14 protein-coding genes are annotated in these 15479 nt (G+C 60.3%); 4 read left to right on the plus strand and 10 right to left on the minus strand.

All coding sequences use genetic code 11. The annotated features are described in order from the left end of the window. Nucleotides 1–12: 12 nt before the first annotated feature. Nucleotides 13–1416 (plus strand): type VI secretion system-associated protein TagF, encoded by a 1404-nt coding sequence (gene tagF, locus AGR1_RS22870; protein WP_149148331.1) that lies wholly within the window; start codon nucleotides 13–15, stop codon nucleotides 1414–1416. Next, nucleotides 1409–2314 carry a protein kinase gene (locus AGR1_RS22875; protein WP_149148332.1) on the plus strand — a complete coding sequence of 302 codons (906 nt, stop codon included), beginning with the start codon at nucleotides 1409–1411 and terminating at the stop codon, nucleotides 2312–2314. The genes tagF and AGR1_RS22875 overlap by 8 nt, the downstream gene beginning before the upstream one ends. Before the next feature lie 11 nt (nucleotides 2315–2325). Here the strand turns inward: AGR1_RS22875 and AGR1_RS22880 are convergent, their stop codons facing one another. Beyond that, the gene (locus AGR1_RS22880) at nucleotides 2326–3462 is read right to left on the minus strand and encodes a polysaccharide biosynthesis/export family protein (RefSeq protein WP_149148333.1); all 1137 of its coding nucleotides are present in this window, start codon (nucleotides 3460–3462) and stop codon (nucleotides 2326–2328) included. Nucleotides 3463–3736: 274 nt separating this feature from the next. Between AGR1_RS22880 and AGR1_RS22885 the strand changes: the two genes are divergently transcribed. After that, nucleotides 3737–4033, plus strand: a complete 297-nt coding sequence (locus tag AGR1_RS22885; protein ID WP_003522015.1) for a PRC-barrel domain-containing protein — start codon at nucleotides 3737–3739, stop codon at nucleotides 4031–4033. A gap of 94 nt (nucleotides 4034–4127) precedes the next feature. Here the strand turns inward: AGR1_RS22885 and AGR1_RS22890 are convergent, their stop codons facing one another. The 9 genes from AGR1_RS22890 to AGR1_RS22930 form a co-directional block, all read right to left on the minus strand. After that, nucleotides 4128–4853, minus strand: a complete 726-nt coding sequence (locus AGR1_RS22890; RefSeq protein WP_080794037.1) for an SDR family oxidoreductase — start codon at nucleotides 4851–4853, stop codon at nucleotides 4128–4130. 59 nt (nucleotides 4854–4912) lie between these two features. Beyond that, nucleotides 4913–6523 carry an FGGY-family carbohydrate kinase gene (locus AGR1_RS22895; RefSeq protein ID WP_149148334.1) on the minus strand — a complete coding sequence of 537 codons (1611 nt, stop codon included), beginning with the start codon at nucleotides 6521–6523 and terminating at the stop codon, nucleotides 4913–4915. An 88-nt stretch (nucleotides 6524–6611) separates the two neighbouring features. Next, the gene (locus AGR1_RS22900; protein WP_065654942.1) at nucleotides 6612–7343 is read right to left on the minus strand and encodes an SDR family oxidoreductase; all 732 of its coding nucleotides are present in this window, start codon (nucleotides 7341–7343) and stop codon (nucleotides 6612–6614) included. 39 nt (nucleotides 7344–7382) lie between these two features. After that, nucleotides 7383–8360 carry a ribose ABC transporter permease gene (locus AGR1_RS22905; RefSeq protein WP_137411860.1) on the minus strand — a complete coding sequence of 326 codons (978 nt, stop codon included), beginning with the start codon at nucleotides 8358–8360 and terminating at the stop codon, nucleotides 7383–7385. After that, nucleotides 8350–9852, minus strand: coding sequence for a sugar ABC transporter ATP-binding protein (locus tag AGR1_RS22910; RefSeq protein WP_077983138.1), 1503 nt, complete (start codon nucleotides 9850–9852; stop codon nucleotides 8350–8352). The genes AGR1_RS22905 and AGR1_RS22910 overlap by 11 nt, the downstream gene beginning before the upstream one ends. Before the next feature lie 69 nt (nucleotides 9853–9921). Further along, nucleotides 9922–10833, minus strand: coding sequence for an ABC transporter substrate-binding protein (locus AGR1_RS22915; RefSeq protein ID WP_077983139.1), 912 nt, complete (start codon nucleotides 10831–10833; stop codon nucleotides 9922–9924). 97 nt (nucleotides 10834–10930) lie between these two features. After that, on the minus strand, nucleotides 10931–11815 hold the full coding sequence (locus tag AGR1_RS22920) for an AraC family transcriptional regulator (RefSeq protein WP_077983140.1): 885 nt from the start codon (nucleotides 11813–11815) through the stop codon (nucleotides 10931–10933). Nucleotides 11816–12184: 369 nt separating this feature from the next. Beyond that, complete coding sequence (locus AGR1_RS22925) at nucleotides 12185–13237, minus strand: NAD(P)-dependent alcohol dehydrogenase (RefSeq protein ID WP_137411859.1); 1053 nt, start codon at nucleotides 13235–13237, stop codon at nucleotides 12185–12187. A gap of 246 nt (nucleotides 13238–13483) precedes the next feature. Next, complete coding sequence (locus AGR1_RS22930; protein WP_162520527.1) at nucleotides 13484–14077, minus strand: TetR/AcrR family transcriptional regulator; 594 nt, start codon at nucleotides 14075–14077, stop codon at nucleotides 13484–13486. Between the two features lie 121 nt (nucleotides 14078–14198). On the opposite strand from AGR1_RS22930, the gene AGR1_RS22935 reads away from it, so the two are divergent. Next, complete coding sequence (locus AGR1_RS22935; RefSeq protein ID WP_149148335.1) at nucleotides 14199–15428, plus strand: MFS transporter; 1230 nt, start codon at nucleotides 14199–14201, stop codon at nucleotides 15426–15428. The last annotated feature ends 51 nt before the right edge of the window (nucleotides 15429–15479 follow it).

Consider the following 15479-nt stretch of genomic DNA (forward strand, 5'->3'; position numbering starts at 1 on the left):
CAATAACGACTGATGGCCAATCAGGCATCGAGGCCCGCCGAAACCGCGGCGCAAAGCGACCGTATCGGCTTCTTCGGCAAGGTCCCCAGCCATGGCGACTTCATCTCCGATGGGCTTGAACGGGAGCTGATCGGGACATTTGACGACTGGATGCGATCCGGCCTGCACGCCTGCGCGGACACTTTCTCGAGCCGATGGCCCGAAATATTTACGTCATCGCCGCCCATACGCTTTATCATCGAAAACGGGATATGGGGAAACTGCGCCTATGCCGGCGTGCTGGTACCCAGTGCAGACCGGGTGGGGCGCAAATATCCGCTTGCCATCATCGCGCAGCTCAATAGCTTCCGGAAACACCCGAGAACGCTCTATCTAGACGATACCTGGTTCATGGCCGCCGAGGCGCTGGCCGAAACATCCATGACGGGCGATTTCGACATGTCCCGGTTTAATACCTCCGTCAAGAAACTGCGCCTGCCGAAACCACGGGAAGACGATGATGATGCGGCGGACATGGTGCGTGGCCGCGTACCGACGAGCCTCTGGTGGCGCATCGATCCCGTCAGCCGCCGTGCCCGCGGTCTCAAATTCGACGGCAAACCGAAAGCTTCCGATTTCCTGCGCCTCTTCAGCGACATGGCAGGCAAGAGCGAGGAGGACCGCTCGACATCCGTACAGGCGCAGGAAAGTGCGAAACCCAAAACTCCGCCCGTGATGACGTCCGCGCCCGCACCGCCAACCGAACAGCCGTCATCGGTGATCTACAGCTATGCCACGCACCCGGGAACACGGCTTTCCCTGAACGCGGATTCGCTCTTCGTTTCCCAGACCCCTGCCCTCTTCGCCATAGCGGATGGACAGGGCGATACGCACAGCGCCGTGGAAGCAGCACGTCTGGCCACAAATACTCTTGCCGAGACACCCGATGCCGAAAGCCCCAGGGTGATGGCGCAGCAGATCAGGGGAAAGCTCGGCACCGTCAACAGCCTGCTTCTTTCCCGACAAGCCCTGGGCGCCGACGGCAGGCCGATGGCGAGCGTCATCATTGCCTCCATTATCGGCCGCAGACTGAGCGTCCTGTGGTCCGGCGATGCGCGCGCCTATCTCCTGAAAAACGGAACCATGCATCAGCTTTCGCGCGATCACGTCGTTGTCGGCATGAAAAGGCAGCTCGCGCAATGTGTCGGCCTTTCCCAGCAATTCCGCCCGGATATCGTCGGGGAAGACTGGGGGGCGCAGGACAGGCTGCTCCTGTGCAGCTATCCGCTGGTACAAATCCTGAAGGAGCGAGCCATTGCCGAGATTGTCGGCGACACTGCGATCAAGGATTGCGCCAGCGCCCTGATCCAGGAAGCGTTGATCGAGGACGCACGCGAGAATGTCAGCGCCATCGTGATTGGAAGCCGGCTTGAGTAAGGGTAAACAAACGGGCGACGGGCCTGCCTATCCGCAGGTTTCCGAGCGCTTTTCCGATCTATGGCAAAGCATTCGCCATGACGGCATGCGGGAAAGGCCTGCCGAAGAACAGAAAGACCTGATCGATCAGGTGAGAAATGCGCTGGACCGGAAAATCTCGTATTTTTCCGATGCGAAACCCGGCTGGATCGCCGACAGTTTTGCCCTTGAACGGATTGCCTACGAAAGCGAAAACACGCTGCTGCTGCAGGTGCGGCACCGTGATCTCGGCTCCCTTCATGCCCTGAAAACCACGCCGCCGGCGTTGAGAAACGACGCGGCGCTGCTGCAAAGATTACGCGAGGAGGCGCAGCTCGGCCTGACATTGCGCCATCCGTTTCTGGTAGAAACATCGGCGCTGCTGAGACTGGCCGATGGCCGGCCGGGCCTGTTGCAGCCATGGTTTCCGCAATCATTGGCATCGCTTGAATCGCAGCCGCCGGTTACCGCGCCGCAGGCGATCGCAATCCTTCGCCGCCTCCTGGAGGGGCTGAGCGCCATGCATGCACGGGGGTACGTCCACTGCGATGTCACGCCAGCCAATATTCTGCTGGAGGATGGCGATTTCGAAAGGGGCAGGCTTGGCGATTTCGGTATTGCTCTGGAAATCGGCCAAAAACACGCGGACCGGGGCATGCGCTTTGCCGCCTCGCACGAATTTGCAGCACCGGAACGGATGCGGGACGCAACCGCAAAGCCGGATCAGGATATATTCTCCGTGGGGCGGCTTGCCCGGCGGCTTATCGCGACGGGCGAGGTGCGAACAACGCAAAGGCTGACGGATTTTGCGGACGCCTGTTGTCAGGGCGAACCCGCGTCGCGTCCGCAATCGGCGATGGAAGCGCTACAGCTTTTGTAGCGCTTAATTGGTCAGTTGCCGCCGCCGGGAAGCGGTGCTGCGGCCGTCGGCACGCTCTTCTGGAACACGGTCAGGAGCTTGGCCGAATCCACCAGCGGCGCGTTGCTGGCATAGAGCACATCGCCCTTCTGCATCTGGAAGAGCTGCATGAGGGCAATGCTGGAAGCATCGCGCATATTGACGTGATAAATCACCGGCCGCATGGTCGTGGCCGTCGCGACCGGGCCTTTCGCGCCCGATGCGGTTGCCGACGGCACCTGAATGATCTCGTTGCGGAAGACATAGACATTGCGCGCGTCCGCACGGTCATCAAGCAACCCGCCGGCGCGGCCGACAGCCTGCGCCAGCGTGAGTTTTCCGGCTTCGAACTGGAACTCGCCGGCGCTCTTGAAAGCGCCGAGCGCGGTGTAGCTCGCCGCATCGCCATCGATCATGATCTGATCGTCCGGCGACAGGCGGATATTCTGGCGGTCTTCCCGCATGACGCGGTCAAGCGGCGCGCTCGCCCTGTGCGAGCCGCGAACGACGGTAACCGTGGCAGCGCCCGGAGCGACGGTCGGGCCGCCAGCCTGATTGAGCGCATCGAGCACCCGCTCCTGACGGGCGGTAAGCATTATTTTGCCGGGGTTTTTCACCGCACCGCTCAGCATGACGGCGCTCGTCGGCTTGTCGACGACAGTGACGACGGCCTGCGGGTTCACGGCTGATCCCTTGAGCCCGGCGACGACCTGCGATTGCAGCCCCTCGGGTGTCGAATCCACCACCCTCTGTTTGCCTACGAAGGGGATATTCACCGATCCGCTCTGGTCCACCGTGAAGCGTCCGAGATTGAGCGTCTTGCTTTGCGTCGGGGAGAAAAGCCCGTCTTCGCCGGTATCCAGCACGGTGATGTCGATCACGTCGCCGCGACGCAATCTCTGGGCGTTGTAGCCGGTGTTGCGAAGCGCTGTGAGGCCGGGGCCGGAAGCATTCTGCAGGCTTCCGGCGGAAACCGTAGCCGCCGGCGCATTCGCGAGCTCGATGACGGGGATTTTTTCGTTGGTTCGAGGAAAAGTCGCAGATCGGATATTGCCTGCGGTCGGTCCGTCAGATGGCTTTGCACATGCGCTCAAAAGAGCCACCAGCAAAACCGCCCCCAACTTTTTCATCCCTCATCCCCTTGATGATTCAACCTGACGCAGAGATAACATCCAGCCACGTCATCGCAACAACTTTAGCGGTTGCAATTTAGCGAAAACTTGTCTTCCAGAGAAAAGGTGTGACCATTCCGCAACCTTTTCGAAACCGCCTGCCGCAAACCCCAACAATGTACCGATGAGAAATCACCAGACCTCACCGGCTGACGCCGGCCAGCGCCATTCGATGGAACGGTTTTGCGTTGGAGGAGTTTGTTTTCTGCAAACCACGACAGGAGCAAGAACAATGGATCACACCAATCACGTCCGCCTGGTTGAAACCGAATTGACGCCGTCCGTTCTTGAAGGCGCCACCGTTTATGGTGCAGACGATCACAAGGTCGGCAAGGTCGATCATGTTCACGGCGTCGGGGCAGGCAGCACCGCCATCATCGATGTCGGCGGCTTTCTTGGTATCGGCGCAAAGCCCGTCGCAGTACCGCTTAGCGATCTTGATTTCATGCGGGATGAGGACGGCGATGTCCACGCGGTCACGTCATGGACCAAGGACCAGCTGAAGGACATGCCAGAACATCGTCATTAATAGCATTGTCATTTATTTAGAGGAGCGCCCGGCGGTTTGTCGGGCGTTCTTTTATTGTCGGGCAGGCGTTTGCGCGTCAGACTTCCCGCGCACATCAAACAGCGAGGAAACCGCCGTCAACAGGCAATACGGCGCCGGAAATCATCTTGCTGTCATCGGAAAGCAAGAGCGCGATGCTCTGCGCCACCTCTTCTGCTTCCGCAAAGCGGTTGAGCGGATGACGAACCATCATCGGCTGGCTCTTTGCGGGGTCGTTCCAGGCTTCCGCTGCGAGTTCAGTCAGCGTAATTGTTGGGGCGACGGCGTTGACGCGAATACCGTGGGGCCCGAGCTCCTTGGCGAGAACGCGCGTTGCGCCCTCTAGACCTGCCTTAGAGGCCGCATAACACAGGTGATCCTGAAAACCGCGATGACCGGCGATTGAGGTGATGTTGACGATGGCGCCGCCGCCGCCATTTGCGATGCGGGCGCGGGCAAATTCCTGGCAGGTGACGAGGGCCGCACGCAAGTTAATCCCCAGCACGGCTTCATAACCCGCGTCGCTCATGTTGAGCACGCTTTCCAGCACGTTGATGCCGGCGCTGTTGATGAGGAAATCGCAGGGGCCAGCCTCCGCCATCGCAGCGCGGGTGGCGGCGACATCGGCAAGATCAACGCGGATCGAACGTCCGCCGATTTCGCTTTTCAGGCTGTCGAGATCGGACTGCGTGCGGCTGATCGCCACCACGTCCGCACCGCGGGCGGCCATCAGTTGCGCGCAGGCACGGCCGATGCCTTTTCCTGCGCCGGTGATGATGACGGATTTTCCGGAAAACTGCATGGAATCCTCTTTATTTCTTGCGGCCATGACGGCCGGATGATGTGAGTTCTTGGAGCCGCTCAGGAATGACTGGAGGCGCGAATGGCGCGGGCAGCGATCTGGAGCGCCAGGAACGCGTCGTAACGCACCTGATGAACCATTTGAAAATCAGGATCGGGCCTTGCGCAGCTTACAATCCGCGACATCGCCGGCATGGCGGCAATGAGGTCGGGATAGGTTCCAGCGGCAACGGCGCCCAGCATGGCCGAGCCGAGAAGCACCGGCTCTTCGCATTCGGTCAGTTCAACGGGAAGCCCCGTCGCATCGGCCAGCAACTGCCGGGCAAGCGGATGAGCGCCTGCCCCGCCGCTGACGCTGATGGTTTCCACCGGCGCGCCGTTGCGGGCCTGCGTTTCGATGATCTGGCGAAGCCCGTAACCGAGGCCGAGAAGACCCGCCACATAAAGCGCCACGAGGGAATCCACGCCGGTCTCGGTGCCGTAACCGGCGATGACGGCGCGTGCATGGGGATCGGCAAACGGCGCGCGGTTACCGAGAAATTCCGGCACCACGTGAAAATCCTCGGTGATCTTTGCAGCAGCGGAAGCGGATGCGGCAAGATTGAGCGCCCGGTCAGCGAGCCATACCGGCAAGGCTTTGCCTTCCTTGTCGGCAAGCGCCTTCGCCTCTGCATAGGCCGGGTGCAGCTGCACGAGATAATCGATGGCAGCGCCGGCAGCGGACTGGCCGCCTTCATTCAGCCATGCGCCAGGAACCATGGCCGAATAATAGGGCCCCCAGACACCCGGCACAAAGGCGGGCTCGGTGGTGGTCGTCATGGTGCAGGACGAGGTGCCGAAAACATAACCGAGGCATCGCGACGCATCGCCGCCCGCAGCCACCGTGCCGACGCCGCCGGCATGGGCGTCGATCAGACCCGCGGCAACGGCTGTGCCCGCAACCAGACCCATGGCTTTTGCAGCGTCTTCCGTCAAACCGTTACCCAGCGCCGTGCCGGGATGGACGACGCTTTGACCGATGCGGCGAAAGCCCTGCTCGGCGAGATCGCCAAGCCCGATACGGGTGAAATACTCCGCATCCCAGCGCTTTTCGTGGGCGAGATAAGTCCACTTGCAAGTTACCGTGCAGGCGGAGCGATCAAGCGCGCCCGACGCCTTCCATGTCAGAAAGTCCGTGAGGTCGAAAAAATGCTCGGCCCGGGCATAGATGTCGGGCCTGTTTTCGCTGAGCCACAGCAGTTTCGGCGTCTGCATTTCCGGGGAAATACGGCCGCCGACATATTTCAGCACAGCATGTTCGCCGGCATTGATACGCTCCGCCTGTTCGACGGCGCGGTGATCCATCCAGACGATGATATCGCGCTCGGGATGATCGGGTGCGCCCACCGGCAGGGTCTCATCTTCCGGTCCGCGCACGACAAGCGAACAGGTGGCGTCGAAACCGATGCCAGCGACCTCGGCCGGATCGATACCGGCGCGGGAAACGGCTTCGCGGACGCTGTCGCAGACCGCCTGCCACACCTCTGCGCTCGATTGTTCGGCAATGCCGCCATCCTCGCGATGCATGCTGATCGGGCGCTTGGCGGTGGCGAGAAGCTTGCCCGCGACATCAAAGACACCGGCCCGCGCCGAGCCGGTCCCGACATCGACGCCAACAAGATAGGAAGCCATTTGCGATACTCCTCGGAGCGGATCATCCGGCGCTTAAACAGGTTAAAGCGGCGGAACCGTTCCGGTTCTTCCGCCGCTTCAGAGATTATTAAACGCGGTCGAAGTTGGTCGGCAAGACCAGCATGTCGCGGATGGTGACGGTACGTTTGCGCGTCAGCATATAAACGACGGCATCGGCCACTTCGCTCGCATCGATAAGGCTGCCGGATTCCTTGGCCTTGCGAAGATTTTCCTCCGGCCAGTCCGCGAGAAGTGCGGAAACGACCGGGCCGGGAGAGACCTGCGCCACGCGCACGCCGTGCGGGATCATCTGGCGACGCATGCCCTGCACGAAGCTGGTGATCGCCCATTTCGAGCCGGAATAGACCGGCTCCCAGTAGGTCGGGAAATGACCGGCGATCGAGCAGGTGACGACGATATCGCCGGTCTTGCGCTCCGACATATGCGGCACGACGGCATGAACATTCTTCATGACCGCGTTGACGTTGAGATTCAGCATCTTGTCGATGGCTTCGGGCGTCGTTTCGGTGAGATCGCCGCCGATATAGGTGCCGGCGTTGCAATAGAGAATGTCGATATGATCGACCTTCTTGAGAATCTCCGGGATCATCGCGTTGCAGCTGTCGGCATCGAGCAGATTGGTGACCTGCGGGATGGCGCGGTCGCCGAGCTTGGCGACCAGATCATTCAGGGCCTTCTCGTTCCAGTCGACCATGACCACGGTTGCGCCCTGTTCCAACAGCGCTTCGGTGGTGGCAAGCCCGATGCCGGATGCGGCGCCGGTGATGACCGCGATCTTGCCTTGCAGCGATTCAGACATTTAATTCTCCTGCGTTTATGAAGATGTTTCCAGGCCGGCTCAGCGCCATTCGCGCCCGATATAGATGGCCAGCAGAATGATGCCGCCCTTGATGACATCCTGCAGATAGGGGTTGATGCCCATCAGGTTGAGGCCGTTATTGAGAATGCCGAGCAGCACCGCGCCGATGAGCGTGCCGAGGATGAGGCCCCTGCCGCCGGCAATCGCCGTGCCGCCGAGAACGACGGCCGCGATGGCGTCCAGTTCGAAGCCGACACCGGCATTGGGCTGACCGCTCATCAGGCGGCCGGTGAGGATGAGGGCGGCAAAAGCGGCCGTCACACCGGAGATGCCATAGACGGCAAGCTTGACGCGCCCGGTCTTCACACCCGAAAGACGGGCGGCCAGTTCGTTACCACCAAGCGCATAAACGTGGCGGCCGAAGGCCGTGCGCTGCAACAGCACCCACGCCACCGCATAGATCACCACCATGATGATAACGGGCACCGGAACGATGCCAACGCGGCCGACGCCGAACCAGGAAATCCAGCTCGGAATGCCGCTGACCGGGTAACCGCCGGAATAGATGAGGCCGAGGCCACGGGCCATGCCCATGGTGGCGAGCGTGACGATGATGGCCGGCATCCTGCCCCAGGCGACCAGCGCCCCGTTGAAGATGCCGATACCAAGCCCGATAAAGAGGCCAGCCGGCAAAGCAACCGCGGGAGACAGTCCGGTATTCACCATCAGGCCGGCCGACAGCGTGCCGACCAGCGCCATGACCGCACCGACCGACAGGTCGATGCCGCCGGTGAGGATGACGAATGTCATGCCAACGGCCAGAATGCCGACGACGGATACCTGCCGCAGCACGTTCATGATGTTGTTGACGCTGAAGAAATTGTCGCTCGCGAGCCCCATGAGGATTGAGACGACAATCAGGCCCGCCAGCGGCAGGGCGAGCGGCGAACGCAGCATGGCGCCAAGACTGAAGCCGCCCGTTTTCGCGGCGGTGCCGGTGTTTGCATCAAGCGACATGTTCAACTCTCCCGGTGGTGGCGTTTGTCATTATTGTTTCTGAATTGATGTCTGCGCCTTCGACGGTGGCGACGATGCCGCCGGAACGGAAGACGCAGACCCGGTCGGACATGCCGATCACTTCCGGCAGCTCCGAGGAGATCATGATGATCGAATGGCCCCTGGCGGCAAATTCGCGCATCAGCGAATAGATTTCTGCCTTTGCGCCGACATCGATGCCGCGTGTCGGCTCGTCGAAGATCAAGACGCGCATGTCATGGTTCAGCCAGCGGGCAATCACGATCTTCTGCTGGTTGCCGCCGGACAGCGTGTCGACGCGGGCGTACGGCCCCTGCGCCTTGACCTGCACCTGCGCCATCGCTTTTGTCGTATGCTCCAGTTCCTTTTTGAGATCGAGGAACCAGTGAGCCTTGCGGTACTTGCGATAGTTGTTCAGCGAAATATTCTGGAGGATGGAGAAGCTGGTAATCAGCCCCTCTTCCTTGCGGCTTTCTGGCAGCAGGCCGATGCCGCGCATCAGCGCCTCATCAGGGCCGGAAAAGCGCGTGTCCACACCGTCGACCTTGATCTTGCGGCGCGAGGCGGAATGTGCCCCGAGCATGGCGAGAACGGTTTCCGTGCGGCCCGAGCCAACGAGCCCGGCAAAGCCGAGGATCTCACCCTTGCGCAGAGCAAAGCGCGAGACGGGACCGCCCTTCTTCAATTGCAGCTCTTCGACTTCGATCACCTTTGCGGCGGCGGGATCAAGTTGCGGCTTGGGCGGAAAGCTGGCTTCGATGCGCCGACCGACCATCATCTCCACCAGGCGGTCATTGTCGACTTCCGAGGTCAGGCAGGAACCGATCAATTCGCCGTCGCGCAGAACGGTAATGCGGTCGCAGATCTCGAATATTTCCTCGAGGTGGTGCGAAATGAAGATGATTGCCACACCCTGACGCCGCAGCTCGCGCATGACCGTGAATAGATGCTCCGTCTCGGAAGGCGTCAGTGTGGCGGTCGGCTCGTCGAGCACGAGAATGCGGGCATCGAGCGACAGTGCCTTGGCGATCTCGACAAATTGTTGCTGGGCAACCGAAAGGCGATGCACCGGCACGTCAAGCGGAACATCAACCGCCAGCCGGCTCATGATTTCCGCGGCGCGCTTGCGCATCGCGCCCTTGTTCAAAAGGCGCAGCGGCCCGCGGATTTCGCGGGCAAGAAACATGTTTTCCACGGCGTTGAGATAGGGGATCAGGCTGAATTCCTGAAAAACGATGCCGACACCGGCGGCAATCGCCTCGTCATAGTTGGCGAAGCGGCGATCCTTGCCATCAATGCGGATCGTCCCTTCCGAGGGCTGCAGAATGCCGCACAGGATTTTCATCAGCGTCGACTTGCCTGCGCCGTTTTCGCCCAGAAGCGCATGCACCTCGCCGGCGCGCGCCTCAAGGTCGACGCCACGCAGGACTTCGATCTTGCCAAAGCTTTTTCTTATTCCATTCAGTTCCAGCATTTCACCCTCCTCAATGGTCGGGACTGCCCCGCCCCCGCATGAAGCGGGGACGGGACGTGGGAGGCGTTCTTACCAGCTGAACTCGCCGGCGTTCTTGCTGTCGACGACCATGACGTCGATCGGTACTTCCTTCGGCACAACGCGAGCACCCCACTTCTGGGCGAGCGCCATGGCAAGGCCGACACGGACCTGGTCACGCGGGAACTGCGCGGTGGTTTCGATGAACGGACCACCGTCTGCAATTGCCTTCACCGCTTCCGGGGCGCCGTCGACCGAGGTCAGCTTGATGTCCTTGCCGGAACCCTGGATAGCAGCCAACGCTCCCATGGCACCGCCGTCATTCACCGAGAAGATGCCGGCGAGGTTCGGGCGCGACTGGATCATGTTTTCGACGACGCCGAGAGCAACGGAGCGGTCCTGACGGCCGTTCTGCGTGTCGACGAGCTTGATCTCGGGGAATTCCGCGAGTGCAGCCTTGCAGCCTTCGACGCGCTGCAGGATCGGAACGACCGGGATACCGTCGAGGATGGCAACCTCACCCTTGCCGTTCAACGACGTACCGAGATATTTGCACGACTGATAGCCAGCATCACGGTTCTTGGAACCGACGAAGGTATCGACCGGGCCGTTGGCGTTGGCGTCGACAGCAACAACGATCACGCCCGCAGCTTTCGCGGCGTGTACGGCGGCTTCGATGCCGGCGCTGTCGGTTGGGTTCAGAAGCAGAATGTCGATCTTCTGCTGAAGCATGTCTTCAACGTCGGAAATCTGCTTTGCCACATCGTGGCCGGCGTCGGTGACCACGACGTCAGCGCCGATACTGGCGGCAGCTTCCTTCAAGGCTTCCTGCATCGATACGAAATAGGGATTGTTCAGTTCCTGGAAGGTCATGCCGATCTTCAGCTTTTCCTGCGCCAGCGCCGGAGCGGCCATCATTGCAATTGCGGCTGTCGCCATCAGAAACTTGGATTTCATTTTCATCTCACTCTTCCTCCCGTTTGGAAAGTTGGGGCAACAGGTGCCCGTTTCCGGACAGACCTCTGCCCGAATTCTTGGAAATCGGCGATGTGTCGCTGGTTTACTCCGCCATCACAGCTGCCTTCTGGGCCGCAAAAATGGTTCGGAACCTCGACGGCGACATTCCCTTCAATTTCAGGAAATGCCGGTTGAAATTGGAAAGGTTGGAAAAGCCCACATCGTAGCAGACCTCCGCCACTTTCACGTCCTGATCCGCCAGCAGCATCTGGCAGGCAAGATCAATGCGCAACTGATTGCGATAGCGCACCAGCGTCGTTCCCGTATGGCGCTTGAAGGCGCGGGAAAAGGCGCTCGGGCTCTGGCCCACCATGTCGGCGAGATCGATTTCCTCAACCTGTTCCGTCAGATGTTCGCGCAGATGCGAGAGTGCACGGTTGATGCCGCTATCGCCTATACCGGTCAGATCGAGCTCGTAACTCAGGCTCGCCAGCACTTCTGAAGACGGCGCGTTGACCAGGAGATCGAGAATTTCCCAGAAGAGCGCCAGACGGGTCAGGCCCTGCGCCTCGATAAGCCTAAGGATGAGCGGACGAACGCGGTCGCTCGTCTCGTCGTCAAACAGGATACCGCGACGGCTGCGATCAAGGAGGCCGCGCACGACCTCCATTTCCGACATGGAGGCGCAGGCATCTTCGATAAAACTCTCCGGAAACTGGATCACGAGAGAGCGTGTCGGCACGATTTCGTCCGGCTCGATCTCGCTGATCCAGTTCTGGGGGAGATTGGGGCCGGTCATGATGAGCTGACCGGGGCCGAAGCGGCCGACGAAGTCACCAATATAAAAGGTGCCTGACGTCGCGACGACCAGATGAATTTCGTATTCGGGATGATAGTGCCAGCGCACGGTACGGAACGGATAGCCATGCCGCCAGGCAGCGAAAGATTCGCCCTTGCGGATGTGCACCAGTTCCAGATCGGGCTGCATCATAGTTCCTCCCATCCTTACGTCCGCCGTATTCACGGAGCGGGCCATTCCTCTTTATGGCTCGTCCAAGGCGTTGATGAGAGCATATGGCGTGCGGCATCTCTGCATCCACATCACGCCGAAGAAATTGCCGATACTTTTTTGACTCTTTTTTGTCGAGAATTGAAGAGTCGTCTGAAAGGGCTGACTATAAACGCGGCGGGCGTGGCGAATTTTCCGCTCAATTTGGCGTGATGCGCCCAGACAATGCGCAGCCGAAGACGATTTCAGGTGAAATTTTGACGTGTGGCCTGCCGGATGCCGGCAGGCCACACTCATACTTTTCCGCAACGTCCCTGCCGCTCAATCATCAGCGGCAGGCTTCAGCCGTTATTGCGGCATGACGATCTGCAATTTCACATCCGTTTCCCGCGCTTCCACCGCGCGGTCGAAACCGGCGATACTGTCTTCGAAGGGAATGGTCGCGGAAATCAACGGCTTCAGGTCAACCTTGCCGGAGGCGATGAGCGCAACGGCACGGTCGTAGACATTAGCGTAACGGAAGACCGTTTCCACCCGCAGCTCCTTGGCCTGAAGGCCGACAATATCGACCGGAACCGGATCGACGGGCATGCCAACAAGCACGATGGCACCGCCCGGCCGCGCCAGCTTCGCCATGCCAAGCACGGCGGGTGCAGCACCCGAGCATTCGAAGACGATATCACAACCCCAGCCATCCGTGGCGGCCGAAACCGCTTCGGCAAGGTTGCGTTCGCGGATATTGACCGTCTCGATGCCGTCATAAGCGGCGATGATATCGAGCTTCGGCTGAGCGAGATCGGCAACGATGACCTTGGCACAACCGCCGGCCAATGCTGCCAGGGCAACCATCATGCCGATCGGGCCGGCGCCCGTGACAACGGCGATATCACCGGGCTGAATGCGTGCCCTGAGGGCCGCCTGCATGCCGATTGCGAAAGGTTCGACCATCGCGCCTTCGGCGAAGGACACATTGTCCGGCAGCTTGTAGGTGAAGGCTGCGGGGTGAACGACTTCCGGCGTCAGGCAACCATGGATCGGCGGCGTCGCCCAGAAGCGGACAGCCGGATCGACATTGTAGATGCCGAGCTTGGAGGCGCGTGATGTGGGATCGGGAATGCCGGGCTCCATGCAGACGCGATCACCCGCCTTCAGATGGGTGACATCGGAACCGGTTTCGATCACCGTGCCGGAAGCCTCGTGGCCGAGGACCATGGGCTCGTTGACGACGAAATGACCGATCTTGCCATGGGTATAATAATGGACGTCCGAGCCGCAGATGCCAACCGTATGGGTGCGGATGCGCACATCCTTCGGTCCGAGCTCACCTGAACCCGCTCCACCGGGAATATCAAAATCCCTGAGCGAGAGCTTGCCCTTTTCTTCCAGCACCAGTGCCTTCATCTCATCCTCCGTGGTTTTGCGATACGCCTGGCAGCGAATTCAGCAAGCGTGATGGCGTGCAATTTCGGCAAAAGTAAACAGAAATCGGCTGGATCGGACGGTTTTTCTTTGCGTCGGAAAAACTGTATCGAGATGTCTCGAGTTTCTCATCATCCGCCGCCGGAACAGGCCGTCGGACGCGTTCAACAAGCCTCCGATTCGCTGGAGCAATCGACACCCGCGAGACCAAACGATAGCCCGGATCGATCAACCTTTCCTGATCCGTAGTCCTTCCAGAAAGGCCCGGAAACTCTCAACCGCCCGCTTCGAGGTGGCTTCGGGATCGTCGGAATTGGCGATCCATTGGGCGGCGCTGCTGCTTGCTGCATTGATGAAGCGGGCGCATGCCTCCGGATCGATGTCACCGATGGTGCCTTCCTCCCGGAGCGCCTCCAGACTTCGGGCGACAGCGGAAATACAGCCATTGGCATTTGGCCAGCGCGATGGATCACCCAGCACCGCCGGTCCGTCGCGAAACATGATCCGCTGGATTTCCGGTTCGAGAGCCATGCGCACATAACCGAGATTCTCCTCGACAAAACCCTCCCACCGGGAATCGGCCCTCGAAGAAATATCACAAAGCCTTGCAGTCATTTCCGCGTCGATTTCGGCCACAACGGCCGAAAGCAGGCCTTTTTTATCGCCGAAATGATGGTAGAGCGCGCCACGGGTGAGACCGGCTTCGGCGGTGAAGTCGTCCATAGACGCTTCAGCATAACCGATGCTGCCAAAGGCCTTGCGGCCCGTAGCCAGAAGCTTCGCCCGCGTCTCGGCAATCATTTCACTGCGAGGTTTGCGCATTTCTTCTCCATTTTTCTCATACGTCACGTATATTAGTTGACATACGCGCCGTATGCAATTATTTCATTAACATACGCCACGTATGTATGTGGTGGACACCCTTCGAACAAGGTGCATCCCGATGTCTAATCCATACAGAGAAATTTTCCGGGCTCCAGGCGCAAAAGGCTTTTCCGCCGCCGGCTTCTTCGCCCGCCTCCCCATTGCCATGGCCCCGATCGGCATCGTCGCCATGCTTTCCCAGACCCATGGCGAATATTGGCTGGCCGGCGCCGTCTCGGCAACCTTTGCATTGACCAATGCCGCCCTCTCCCCGCAAATCTCCAGACTGGTGGACCGCAAAGGGCAGAGTAAGGTCCTCATCCCCGCCACCATCGTCTCGGTCATCGCCTTTGCGGTACTGATTATCGCGACAAATCAGAAATGGCCTGCCTGGACGCTGTTCCTTTCCGCCTTCCTCGCCGCCGCCATGCCAAGCATTCCCGCCATGATGCGCGCCCGCTGGACGGAAATCTTCCGCGACCGACCTGAACTGAACACCGCCTTCGCCTTTGAGTCCGCCGCAGATGAACTCGTCTACATCTCCGGCGCCTCGCTTTCCGTTGGACTTGCGGTTTCGCTCTTTCCGGAAGCGGGCATGATGATCAGCACCACCTTCCTGGCGTTTGGCACCTTTGCTTTCCTTCTGCAACGCTCGACCGAGCCCAAGGTGCGGCCGGTTGAAAGCGGCCGCCGGCAGCGTTCGGCTATCTTCCTGCGGCCGGTCCAGATCATCACGCTTGCCCTGATCTTCGTCGGCTCGACTTTCGCCACGGCCGAGGTGAGCGCCGTCGCAATCACCAAGGCGCTTGGTCAACCGGAAGCCGCCAGCCTCGTCATCGGCGTTTACGCAATCGGCTCCTTCGTGGTCGGCCTCATCCTTGGCGCGCTCAATCCCAAAATGCCCCTGCAACGACAATTGCTGATTGCCGTCAGCGTGCTTGCGCTCACCGCCCTGCCGCTGCTTGTCGCCAACACCTCCGTTGCGCTTCTCGCTTTTGCCGTTTTCCTCAGCGGCGTTGCAATCTCGCCGATCTTCATCACCTCATTCGGCCTGATCGAGCGCCGCGTACCGGAATCGATGCTGACGGAAGGTGTAACCTGGGTGATGACCGGCATCGGTATCGGCATGGCGCTCGGCGCCTTCGTCTCCGGCTGGGTGATCGATAATTTCGGCCCGGATAACGGTTTCTGGGTGTCCGTCGCCGCCAGCCTTTCGACCGTCGTCATCATTGGGCTCGGCCAGCGCGCCCTTTCCGGAAATCACGAACGATCCGGCCCTGCGGCCGCAATGCAGCAACCTGCGGAGTAAGAACAAAGGATCGAGGTCATCCCGGGCGAGAAGCCGCTCGGGATAAACCTG

This window comes from Agrobacterium sp. B1(2019), assembly GCF_008274755.1.
Classification (GTDB): Bacteria; Pseudomonadota; Alphaproteobacteria; order Rhizobiales; family Rhizobiaceae; genus Agrobacterium; species Agrobacterium salinitolerans.